Annotated in this window: 9 protein-coding genes and 1 riboswitch; all 9 genes read right to left on the reverse strand. The window is 62.8% G+C overall.

The genetic code is table 11. The features are described 5' to 3' along the window. On the reverse strand, positions 1-644 hold a 644-nt coding region (locus B4E36_RS18830), incomplete at its 3' end, for a phosphomethylpyrimidine synthase ThiC (protein ID WP_345900683.1). Between the two features lie 98 nt (positions 645-742). Then, a riboswitch (TPP riboswitch) is annotated at positions 743-872 on the reverse strand. Between the two features lie 107 nt (positions 873-979). Beyond that, positions 980-2,821 carry a glycine betaine ABC transporter substrate-binding protein gene (locus tag B4E36_RS18835; RefSeq protein WP_345900684.1) on the reverse strand — a complete coding sequence of 614 codons (1,842 nt, stop codon included), beginning with the start codon at positions 2,819-2,821 and terminating at the stop codon, positions 980-982. Beyond that, complete coding sequence (locus tag B4E36_RS18840; RefSeq protein ID WP_292056480.1) at positions 2,818-4,335, reverse strand: BCCT family transporter; 1,518 nt, start codon at positions 4,333-4,335, stop codon at positions 2,818-2,820. Before B4E36_RS18840 ends, B4E36_RS18835 begins: the two co-directional genes overlap by 4 nt. 430 nt (positions 4,336-4,765) lie before the next feature. After that, positions 4,766-5,509 (reverse strand): pyridoxal 4-dehydrogenase, SDR-type, encoded by a 744-nt coding sequence (gene pldH, locus B4E36_RS18845; RefSeq protein ID WP_292056478.1) that lies wholly within the window; start codon positions 5,507-5,509, stop codon positions 4,766-4,768. 36 nt (positions 5,510-5,545) lie between these two features. Then, the gene (gene ppaT, locus B4E36_RS18850) at positions 5,546-6,730 is read right to left on the reverse strand and encodes a pyridoxamine--pyruvate transaminase (RefSeq protein ID WP_345900685.1); all 1,185 of its coding nucleotides are present in this window, start codon (positions 6,728-6,730) and stop codon (positions 5,546-5,548) included. Between the two features lie 10 nt (positions 6,731-6,740). Beyond that, on the reverse strand, positions 6,741-7,547 hold the full coding sequence (gene pldA / locus B4E36_RS18855) for a 4-pyridoxolactonase (RefSeq protein ID WP_345900686.1): 807 nt from the start codon (positions 7,545-7,547) through the stop codon (positions 6,741-6,743). Between the two features lie 61 nt (positions 7,548-7,608). Further along, entirely contained in the window at positions 7,609-8,544 is a 936-nt protein-coding gene (locus B4E36_RS18860) for a putative B6 ABC transporter permease subunit 1 (protein ID WP_292056473.1), read from the reverse strand. Position 8,545: 1 nt separating this feature from the next. Beyond that, positions 8,546-9,655, reverse strand: a complete 1,110-nt coding sequence (locus tag B4E36_RS18865) for a putative B6 ABC transporter permease subunit 2 (RefSeq protein WP_292056470.1) — start codon at positions 9,653-9,655, stop codon at positions 8,546-8,548. Then, a partial coding sequence (locus B4E36_RS18870) for a putative B6 ABC transporter ATP-binding protein (RefSeq protein WP_414673787.1) occupies positions 9,652-11,268 on the reverse strand: 1,617 nt, incomplete at its 5' end. The genes B4E36_RS18865 and B4E36_RS18870, both read right to left, overlap by 4 nt.

Here is an 11,268-nt window from a genome sequence, read left to right on the forward strand (position 1 = left end):
TTGCCGATATTGGCATTGATCTTGACGAGAAAATTCCGGCCGATCGCCATCGGCTCCAGTTCCGGGTGATTGATGTTGGCGGGGATGATCGCCCTGCCCTTCGCCACCTCGTCGCGTACGAATTCGGGTGTGATGAAATCGGGGATCTCGGCGCCGAAGGCTTCGCCGTCCCGTTCCATCGCCTGCCTTGCCGCCTGCCGTCCGAGATTTTCGCGGATGGCGACAAACTCCATTTCCGGCGTCACGATACCGGCGCGGGCATAGGCCATCTGGGTAACGGCGCGGCCGTTCTTCGCGCGTTTCGGCTGGTGCCGCACGGGAAATTCCGGCACCAGCCGCTTGCCCTCGGCGAAACCGTTGTCCTCCGGCTTCACATGGCGGCCGTCATATTGCTCCGTATCGCCGCGCGCGGCGATCCAGGCTTCGCGCAGGCGCGGCAGCCCGCCTTCGATGGCGATCTCGGCTTGCGGGTCGGTATAGGGGCCGGAGCTGTCATAGACGGTGACAGGCGGTTCGCCTGCTGTCGGGTGCAGATCGATCGCGCGCATCGGCACGCGGATATCGGCATTAAGCGCCCCCCGGTGCCAGACGCGGCGCGAGGCGGGCAGCGGACCCGTGGTGACGGTTGGGAAAATATCTTTCATTGGTCGGAGCCTCCAGTGCTCGAAGCGTGGAGACCCAGTTCCCGGTAATGAATGGAGATTGGCCGCGTGAAACACGCCATAAAAGTCTCTGCCGGAGACGCGCAGCCCGAACACCATCCCTACGCCAGTATGAACTGGATCAGGTTCATCGGGTCACTGCGCTGCACGGACCTTGCGGACCGGCTATCAGAATCTCAGCCCCTTGTCGGGACCCCCCGGGTGAATGCGCCGAGATTGCGGCCCGCGCCGCGCTTTGTCAACCGCCGGACAGGCGATTGCCGAGATGTTCGCTTCCTCGAAACTGAAGACCGCAGACTTTCGTTTCCGGATTGTTATCAGTCGGTCGTTTCCCGTTCTGGCCTGACGAAGAGCCAGCCCGCCCATACGAGATACCCGAAGATCGCGATCATCAGGATCGCGCGACCGGGATAGGGATTGATCCGGTCGTCAAGGATATTGACTTCCGGCGTCAGCGCGGCAGCGCGGCGCAGGTGCGGGTCGACTGCTGCATGGAAGCCGAGATTCCGGTTTATGGCTGCCACGCTTTTATCCTGCAGCGGTCGCGGCTCGTCGAAGAACGCATTGGGACCCTGCTGGCCGATCAAGAACCGGTCGGATGTGGCGGGTCCGAACAGGATCATTTGCGTGGAAAGCGTTTCGACGGTCTCGTCAATGCCCGGATATGTGCCCGCGGCGATCTGCGCCTCGCGCATGACCGGCATGGAAAGACGGTCGGCATTGGTCCACCAGCCGGCAACATCGGCAAGGGTGACATCGTCCGACCGCGCGAAAAGATCGACCAGATCCTGACGGCCTCTTGCGGCAAAGATCAAAGCCAGGTCGGCATCGCCATCGCGCAATACCGCTGACGCGGCCTGTGCGCCAAAGTCATCCAGCGGCGTGACGCTGATGTCTCGGTTGCTGTTGTGGGCGACGGCCAGCGCGAGCGTATGCGAGGCCGACCCCACCGGTCCCGTCGCAATCGTCAGCGTTCCTTCCGGCAATGCGCGGTCATCGGAGCGCGTCAACACATGCAGGAAGGTCGAGCCGATGGCGGCGATCGCCTCGACACGCTCATCGCGGGTCACGCGGCCATCGGTCAGGCTGAAGCCGGAGAGCGCCGGCGTCAGCGCCAGCCTCGCTTCGCCGCTTGCCATCGCTTCCAGCGGCACATTGGTCGACAGAAGATTGACGTCGCGGCCGCGCATGGATTTGCGGACCGCGCGCAGCGTTTCGATGCCGGCATCGGTGCCCATCGTCTCCGGTCCCATGGCGATGGCAAGAACCGGCGTGCGCTCGCGTGGCGGCTTCGCCACCAGGCCGAGGTCGTAAAGCGCCTGCCGCGCCACGCGGTTGACCGGCCGGCCATCGAGGCGCACAGCGGCGTTCAGCGACCGCATCATGTCGTCGTCGATCCTGCCCGCCAGTTTCTGCATGGCGGCGGCGATGTCGGGAGTCCGCTCCAGCGCGAGGTCCGATGTCAGCGGCGCGGCCTGATAGACGGGAAAGAACCCCGTGGCATCGCTGAGCGCGACAAGCTCGTAATCGCTTATCTCCGGATCCGTGGAGAGGCCGACGATGATGTCGACGCTTCTTTCCAGAAGCGCGTCATACATGCCCTCCCGGCTCGTTTCGCTGAACACCTCGATATCTTCGAATGTCAGACCGAACCGGTCCAGGAAAGGCTCCAGCCCGTCGCGGGGTCGCTCCGCGAAGGATTGCGTGACGCCGAGGCGCAGCCTGCCATCCGCACCGGCAAGATCGGAGATGTCATCGAGGTGATTGGCGGCCGCGATGGCTGGCCGGGTCAGAACCACGTAATCGGTTTCGAAGCCGAGCCTGTCGAGCAGGACAAGGCCGTTGCGGGCGAGCCCCTCGGAGGCCACCCGCATGGCTTCGTCTGCATCACCGTTGCTGCGCGCGCCCAGGAACGCCAGCGCCGTGCCGGTATATTCGGGATATAGATCGATGTCGTCGTCGATCAGCGCCTGGTAGACGACGCCCGTGGCACCGAGCGAGGGCATGCGCTTGACCGACACGCCATCCTCTTCCAGCAGAAGGGCAAACATTTCCGCCAGAACGCGGCTTTCCGCCAGGTTCTTGGAGCCCACCCTGACAGGGTCCGACGAGCAGCCCGCCAGCAGGATAACGATCAGCAGCGAGACAAATGCCCTCATGACATCACCTCATTGGTATCGGCCTCGACCGGTTTCTCGCGCGAGGGATCACGTCTTAATCGCCGCAGGAAACTGACGATCTGCAAGATCAGGATCGCGGAGAACGGTATCGCGCCAAGCGTCGACATGGCCCTTGCCACATCGACGGATCCCGCCAGAAGCGTTGCTGCCGTGATGACGGCGACGATGCTGCCCCATACGATTTTCGCGGCGGCGGGCGGATTGAGATTTCCGTTCGTGGTCATCATGGACAGCACGAATGTGCCGCTGTCGGCCGACGTCACCAGGAAGATCACGATCAGCAGCAGCGCGCCAATACTGAGCACCGAGGAGAACGGGAAATAATCGAGAAACGAGAACAACGCGGCGGCAACATCCTGCGTGATGACGGACGCAAGGCCACCGGGACCGTACATCTCGACATAAATGCCGGCGCCGCCGAAAACGGCGAACCAGAGAATGGAAAAGGCGGTCGGGATCAGGATGACGCCCATGCAGAATTCGCGGATGGTGCGTCCGCGGGAAATGCGCGCGATGAACACGCCGACGAACGGTCCCCAGGCCAGCCACCAGATCAGGTAGGTCAGCGTCCAGTTGGCCGACCACTCCGTCAGCCCCTCGAACGGGAACAGGCGGAACGACATGCTGACAAACTGCGACATGTAGGCGCCGATCGTCGTTACGAATGTTTCCATGATGAAGGCCGTTGGCCCGAAGATCAGGATGAAAGCCATGAGCGCCAGACCCAGCATCATGTTGATGTCGGAAAGCAGTTTCATACCCTTTTCGACGCCTGTGAGCGTCGAGATCATGTACATCACAAACAGGGCGGCCAGCACGGCCAGCGAAACCGCGTTGATCGCGGGGAAATCGAACAGCGCGGTCAGGCCCGAGCGCACCTGCAGGGCGCCCATCGCCAGAGAACCGGCAAGGCCGAAGACCACGGCAACGACGCCAAGAACGTCTGCAGTGGTGGCGGCGACATCGGACGAGCGGCCGGAAAAGAGCCCACGCAGCGGAGTCGAAATCAGCGGCGGCTTGTCCAGCCGGAAAGTGAAATAGGCAATCACCAGCGCGCAAACGCCGTAGATCGACCAGGCATGCAGCCCCCAATGCAGGTTGGTGATCACCATGGCCTGCCGCGCGGCTTCAGCCGATGCAGGCGTGCCGACGGGCGGATTTTCAAAATGCGTCACCGGCTCGGCAACGCCCCAGAACAGCAGACCGGCCCCCATGCCGCCGGCAAACAGCATCGCAATCCACGACGAATAGGAAAATTCCGGCTTTTCATCGTCCTTGCCCAGGCGAATGGAGCCGTAGGGACCAAATGCCAGAAACGCGGCCAGAAGCACGAAACTCGAACAGAGACCCAGCCACCACCAACTCGCCCCGACCATGAAATAGCTGGTGAAGCCCAGAACGCTTGCCGCCATCTGATCTGGGGCAATGACGCCCCACATGCCGATCGGCAGGCAAAGAAGGAGCGAAATGATGACGACTTTGTTGAACTGCACGATCGAACTGCCCCCGCTTTATATTGCAGCAGAGCCGAGAAAGCTCCGCACAACCATCCTTGGGTTTGTCCAACATTTTTGTAAGTCGATGTCAACGTGCACCAACAAAAATTGATGTTTGGAGATCACGTCTCAACGGCGATAGGCTACTAAATCACACAAAAATACTTTATTTTTTAAATAAAAAAATATTTATAATTACATAAATAAAGAATTTTATTATTTTATAATAATTATTTCGAGTGAAAGACACCTAAAACCTGATCAATTGCACCGGTAATTCATGCATTTGCTGCGCCCTCGAGCACAGCGGTGAATCGCCAACCGGTAGTGGTTCGCCATCGAGGCTCCGCGTATGTCGCGAAGCCTCCGCTTCATCCATCGATTTTGTCGCTTTGTCGCGGATGTCTACATTCGACCGCGCAGTGCCCTAAAGGCGGATCATGCCGGCATCGACATTGACGCACTGGCCGGTCATCCAACCGGCATCGTCGGAGACGAGGAAGGCCACGACCTTGGCGATATCGGCGGGCTGGCCCTTGCCGGGCATGGCCTGCAGCATCTCGACGAAACCGAAGCTTTCGGCATGGGGGCTCGCCTTCACGCCGTCGGACTCGATCAGCCCCGGCGTGACCGCGTTGACGCGGATGCCGTATTTGCCGACTTCCGTCGCCAGCGCGCGGGTGAAACCGACAACGCCGCCCTTTGCCGCCACATAGGCGGACATGTTCGGCGTGCCGGCATAAAACGCGTTCGAGGCGATGTTGAGCACCGTGCCCTTGCGGTCGGCGGCGCGCATCATGTCGGTCGCCTTGCGGCTGGCGATGAAGACGCTCGTCAGATTGGTGTCGATGATCTTCTGCCAATGCGCCAGATCGACATCGTCCCACGCGATATAGGGAACGATGGAGGCGTTGTTGACGAGGATGTCGATGGCGCCGTTCTCGGCGGCGTCCTCCAGCATCTTCTCGACCTCGTCCACCTTGGTGGAATCGCAGGTCACGCCCACCGCGCCGTGGCCGATCTCCGCGGCGGCGGCCTTCGCGCCCTCGCCGTTGATATCGGAAATCACGACCTTTGCACCCGCTTCGGCCAGCGCCCTGGCAATGGCCTTGCCGATGCCCTGTGCGGCACCGGTGACAACGGCCTTGCGGCCTTCAAGACTGGTACTCATTCCCTCTTGTCCTTTCCTTTATCGCCGTTTCCGGCCCTATTCTTCGATTGCTGCGTCCCAGGCGGCCTGTGCCGCGGCAAGTCCCGCCGCCACATCCACCTTGGCGCCCAATGCCTTCAATGCCCCGCCCATCGCGGCAACGGCCAGCAGCGCGTAAGCCGGCTGAGCCGTCGGGCCCATATGGCCGATGCGGATCAGCTTGCCGAGCGTTTCCGCCCGTCCCGCCGACATGGAGATGCCGTAGCGCGCCCGCGCCTCCGCCAGCACCGGACCGGCATCGATGCCATCAGGCATCTTCACTGCCGTGGCGGTCGGCGAGGCGATGTCTTCGGAAACCGGCCAGAGGTCGATCCCCATGGCCTTGATGCCTTCCCGGCAGACCCTCGCCGTTACCGCGTGACGTTTCCAGACGGCTTCCGGGCCTTCTTCGAGGTAGCGGTCGAGCGCGGCGCTCAGACCGTTGAGTTCCGCCACCGACGGAGTGAAGGGGAAGGGCTCGGTCTTCTTCCAGGCATTCTTCCAGTCGGTGAAGCTCAGCATGGAGGCAAATGGCGCATCCGGATTGGCCTCGATCTTGGCCCATGCCGCTTCGGACACGGCGACCAGCGAGAGCGAGGGCGGGCAGCCGAGGCATTTGTTCGGGCCGGTGACGTAGATCGCCGCCTGGCTGGATGTCGGGCTCGTGGGCATGCCGGCCCACGAGGACACGGCATCGACGAGCAACAGCCCGCCGGCCTCGGCGACAACCGCGCCAATCGCGTCGATATCGTTGAGCGTGCCCGACGGCGTGTCGTGATTGCAGACGCAGACGATCCTGACCTCGGGATGCGCCTTCAGGAAGGCGCGGACGTCTTCGGGGTCGATCGCGGTGTCATAAGGCACCTCGATTTCCTCGACCTTCTTCGCGTAGCGAGCCGCCCAATAGCCAAAACCCTTGCCATAGACGCCGGAGGCGAGGTTCAGAACCACATCGTCCTTGGCGATGAGCGAGGCGGCGGCGCCCTCGAGCGCCAGCACCGGCTCGCCCTGCAGGATCAGTGGCGGCAGATCGCAGCCTAGCGCCTCCTGCGCCTTGAGGGTGAGATCCTCGAAGAAGGCCTGGAAAGCCGGATCATAATCGTAGAGCACCGTGGTGCCGAGCGCGCGCAGCACTTCCGGATAGGCATCCACGGGACCGGCCGTCAGGGTAAAGACCGGCGGTTTGGTTTCAGTATATTTCATCGGGCCCTCCTCAGCCGTAGAAATTGACGCCGGTCTTGTAGTTCTTGAAGCTCTCCGGGTCGTGGCTGAACAGAACCTCGGCGTCCTTCGCCTTCTCGATGTCCTTCAGGCGGCGCATGGAATTCACGCCGGCCACGGGATCGATATGGAAGCCAGCATTGATGTCATTGTCGTAGTTCTTGCGGGTATAGGCGGCATCGAGCGTGAGCAGAAGCGGACGGCGGGTGTCGAATTCCACCAGCAGCGAATAATGCCCGATCGTGTGGCCCGGCGTGTAGATCAGCGTCACGCCCGGCGCGAGCTCGACATCGCCCTCGATCAGCTCGAACTTGGTGTTGCCGGCCGTCTGCCCGGCGCCGAGTTGATCGCTCATGCCGCGCGCTTCCGCCACCTCCGTGGAAAAGGCGAGGTCAGAATAGCCCAGCACCTCGAACGGCTGGCATTTGGCAGCCTGGGGCAGCTCGTCCTTGTGGCAGATCTTCTTGGCATCGGGGAAGAACTTGTTGCCGCCGACATGGTCGAAGTGGAAATGCGAGTTGAACAGGACGTCGATGTCCTTGGGCTCCAGCCCCAGGAGCTTGAGCGCGCCGGGAATCGTCTGCTCCTTGGTTTGCTGCGGCTTTTCGAAGGGCAGCACCTTCTGCACATGGTCGAAGTCATAGCCGGTATCGATCAGGAACTTGCCCTTGGGGTGATCGACGAGCACGGAATAGACGGGAAAGCGAACCTCGCCGCCCGGCCCCTTGTTCCACCAGATATGGAAACCGTCGAGCACCAGCGAGCCGCCGTCGAGCAGGAAGACCTTGGTATCTGCCATGTCACTTCTCCTATAGGTTTGTCCGGCCTCTCCCGGACCCGGAATTGGTGGATGACGCCCTTTACCGGGCGCCGCGTTCGTAGGCAGCGCCGAGTGCTGCAGGCAGTTTCGCCCGGCGTCCGAAAAGCACGAGGACCAGCATCACCGCCGCGAAGGGCAGCATCTGGATGACGTCGGTCGGAATGTTCGACCCCGCCACCTGAAGGGCCGTCGTCAGCGACAGCGCCGCGCCGAAAATGAGCGAGCCGATCAGCACCCAGAGCGGCCGGCCCCTTGCCAGCATGGCAAGCACGATGCCGATGAAGCCCGCGCCGCCGGTCATGAAGGGCAGGAACAGCCCCGCCCCGATATTGGCGAGATAGGCGCCGCCGAGCCCAGCCATCGCGCCGGTGAACAGGACTGCGAAAACGCGGATGCCGAGCACGTTGCCGCCGGCTACGTCCAGCGCCGCCGGACGCTCGCCGGCAGCGCGGAGCGTCATGCCGAGATTGGTGCGCCGATAGAGGAACGCCAGCACCGCGACCGCCAGAAGCGCGAAATAGACGATCAGATGACGGCCGAACAGCGATGGCCCGATCACCGGCAGATCGGTCAATCCGGGAATGTTCAGCCGCTCGGGTGCCGGCAGGCGCGGATAGGTGCGCGAGAACTGGAAATGGTGCAGCAGCGCGGTCAAGCCCTCGACCCCGAGCGTCAGGCCAATGCCGATCACGATCTGGTTCAGCCCGAGACGCACGCAGAGCACGGCCATGACGATGGCGACCAGCACGCCGCCCAGGATGCCGCCCAGAAAGCCCAGCCACAGGGACTCAGTCCTGAAGGCGACGAGAAAGCCCATATAGGCCCCCATCAGCATCATGCCCTCGATGCCGATATTGAGCACGCCCGCCTTTTCCGACATCTGCTCGCCAAGACCGGCGAGAAGCATCGGGATGGCGGCAATGATCGCGCCGGTGAGAAGAGACGACAGGAACGCCTCGGTCAGCAATCCGCCCATCTCAACGCTCCTTCTTGCGTTTGTGCTGATCGATATATTCGCCGAGCCCGAGGCAGATCAGGAGGCTGGCGACCAGCACGAGGGTGAAGTTCTGCGGCACGCCGAGACGGCGCGCAGCACTTTCGCTGCCGATCATCAGCGCCGAGTAGAAGAAGACGAGCACAATCGCGCCGAACCCGTTGAAGCGGGCGAGAAACACCAGCGGAATGACCATCAGACCATAGGCGGGGTTCCAGTTGGCGGGCACATTGCCGGCAACGCCGAGGATCTCGGAAGCGCCCGCAAGCCCGGCGAGACCCGCCGAAAGCCCGAACGTCGCCATGGTCAGAAGCGGCACCGAAAGGCCTGCATGGGTCGCGGCGACAGGGTTTGCGCCCACCATCCGCAGTCGTAGCCCGAAGGATGTGCGTGTCATCATCAGATGGACGGCCAGAACCGCGATCAGCCCCCATATCAACCCGCTGGAAATCGAGGTGTCGAACAGCCGTGGCAAACGATCGGCCACCGGAAGGGTGCGCGTTTGCGGCACTGTGGTCGCCGGGTCCCGAAAGATGAGCTTGACCAGCGTCGCGGCCAGCAGCACGCCGAGAAACGACATCATCAGCGTCGTGATGATCTCGTTCACGCCCTGATAGGCCTTGAGCAGCGCCGGTATGACCGACCACAGCGCGCCGACGATGGCGGCCAGCAGAAAGCCGACCAGAAGCACCGCCCAGCCGGGCAGGATGCCGACCAGGAGGGGCGCGGTCGCCGCGGCGGCGACAGCGCCGAGCAGGAATTGCCCGTCCGTTCCGAGATTCCAGATCCCGGCGCGAAACGCGACGATCAGCCCGGCGGCGAGAAACAGAAGCGGCGCCATGCGGGTTGCCGTCTGCTGCAGGCCCAGTCCCGAAAACAGCGAGCGATCGAGGATGTAGCCGTAATAGGTCAGGGGATTGACGCCCACCAGCATCAGGATGATCGCCGACAGCAGGAAGGCCGCGATGATCGGCCCGACCGTCAGCGTCAGGATGCGCTGGAACGCGCTGCGCTCGGTCACAGGGCGCGCGCTGCGGGCGGTGTCAGTCTTCGTGTCCGCCGACACGGGCTTGGTTTGGTCTTGCATGCTCATGCCGTCGCCTGCCTCACTTCTTCCTCGCCGGCCATCATCCGACCGATGCGCAGGCGCAGCGCCTCGCCGCTGCCGTCATTGTCGACGATCCCGCGGATGCGACCGCCTTCCATCACCGCGATACGGTCCGACAGCGCCATCAACTCGTCGAGATCGGTCGAGATCAGCAGCACGCCAAGGCCGCGTTCGGCGATGTCGGCTATGCGCTGGCGCGATGTATCGATGTTCTGGAGGTCCAGCCCGTAGGTGGGCTTGTTGAAAACCACGACGCGCGCCTCGCCCGAAAGCTCGCGCCCCAGCAGGACCTTCTGGATATTGCCGCCCGAAAGCCGCCCGATCGGAGTCGTTTCGCTCGGCGTGCTCACCGAAAACCGTGCGATGAGTTCGCGCGCGTGCTCGGCAATGCGGTGCGGGCGCTCCATGCCATTCACCCAGAAGGGCGGCTGGCCGATATCCTTGAGCACCGTATTCTCCGAAATCGGAAAGGCGGCGACCGAGCCTTCGGACAAACGGTCGTCCGTCAGATAACGCAGCCCCTTGCGGCGGCGCTGTGCGATCGAGGCGCGGGTGATGTCCTCACCGTCGAGTTCGACGCGTCCGGACTTGAGCGGCCGCTGGCCTGCCATGGCCTCGGCAAGCTGCTTCTGACCATTGCCGTCGATCCCGGCCACGCCGACGATCTCGCCGGCTCTGAGGCTCAGAGAAATGTCCTGAAGGCCCATGACATCGGCATCGCCCTCGGTCGAAAGGTTCTCGACCCTGAGGGCGACATCGTCGCGGGCCGTGCTTTTCCTGTGCTCGGTGGACGTGGCCCCGGCCTCGCGGCCGAACATCAGGCGGACGATCTCGTCCACCGCCTGGTCCTCGGACATGGATTTCAATTGTTCCGGGCCCATCTCGCCGGCAAGCGCGCCCTGTTTGAGCACGGAAATGCGATTGCCATAGCGATAGGCCTCTGCAAGCTTGTGGGTGATGAAGATCACCGCCAGCCCGCTTTTCACCAGTTGCTGCATCCGCTCGCCAAGCTCCTGCGCGCCCTGGGGCGTCAGCATGGAGGTCGCTTCGTCGAGGATCAGCACCTTGCTGTCGCGCAGAAGCGCACGGGCGATCTCGATCTGCTGCTGCTGGCCGAGCGAAAGCTCGCCGGTGATGGCATCAAGCGGCAGGGAAAGCGCGAATTGCCGCTTCAACTCCTCCATGCGCGCTGTGATCCGGGCGCGGGGCGGACGCTGATACCAGGGCGCGCCCAGCGTCAGGTTTTCCAGAACCGTCAGCGTCGGCACCAGCATGGAATGCTGGAAGACCGTGCTGATGCCGGCATCAAGGCTGGCGGAGGGGCTGGCCAGCCGGGTTTTCTCGCCATTGAGCGAGAGATAGCCCTCGTCCGGCTGCTGAAGGCCGGAGAGAATGCCGACCAGCGTCGATTTGCCGGCGCCGTTCTCGCCGAGAAGAACATGAACCTCACCGGGATGAAATGTAAGCGACACGTTGTTGACCGCGATCACGCCGGGAAAGCGCTTGGTTACGCCGTGTACGCCAATGACGCCTGCCCCCGTTTCCGGGGACAGGTTTATCGGGGTTGCCGCTGCATTTGCCACGGATACGCTCACTCG

The organism is Martelella sp. UBA3392 (assembly GCF_002358775.1).
Lineage (GTDB): Bacteria > Pseudomonadota > Alphaproteobacteria > Rhizobiales > Rhizobiaceae > Martelella > Martelella mediterranea.

Excerpts from the sequence above, each read along its gene's own strand:
- B4E36_RS18835 (WP_345900684.1), bottom strand. The coding sequence starts at position 2,821 with ATGAGGGCATTTGTCTCGCTGCTGATCGTTATCCTGCTGGCGGGCTGC.
- pldH (WP_292056478.1), bottom strand. The coding sequence starts at position 5,509 with ATGAGTACCAGTCTTGAAGGCCGCAAGGCCGTTGTCACCGGTGCCGCA.
- ppaT (WP_345900685.1), bottom strand. The coding sequence starts at position 6,730 with ATGAAATATACTGAAACCAAACCGCCGGTCTTTACCCTGACGGCCGGT.
- pldA (WP_345900686.1), bottom strand. The coding sequence starts at position 7,547 with ATGGCAGATACCAAGGTCTTCCTGCTCGACGGCGGCTCGCTGGTGCTC.
- B4E36_RS18860 (WP_292056473.1), bottom strand. The coding sequence starts at position 8,544 with ATGGGCGGATTGCTGACCGAGGCGTTCCTGTCGTCTCTTCTCACCGGC.
- B4E36_RS18865 (WP_292056470.1), bottom strand. The coding sequence starts at position 9,655 with ATGAGCATGCAAGACCAAACCAAGCCCGTGTCGGCGGACACGAAGACT.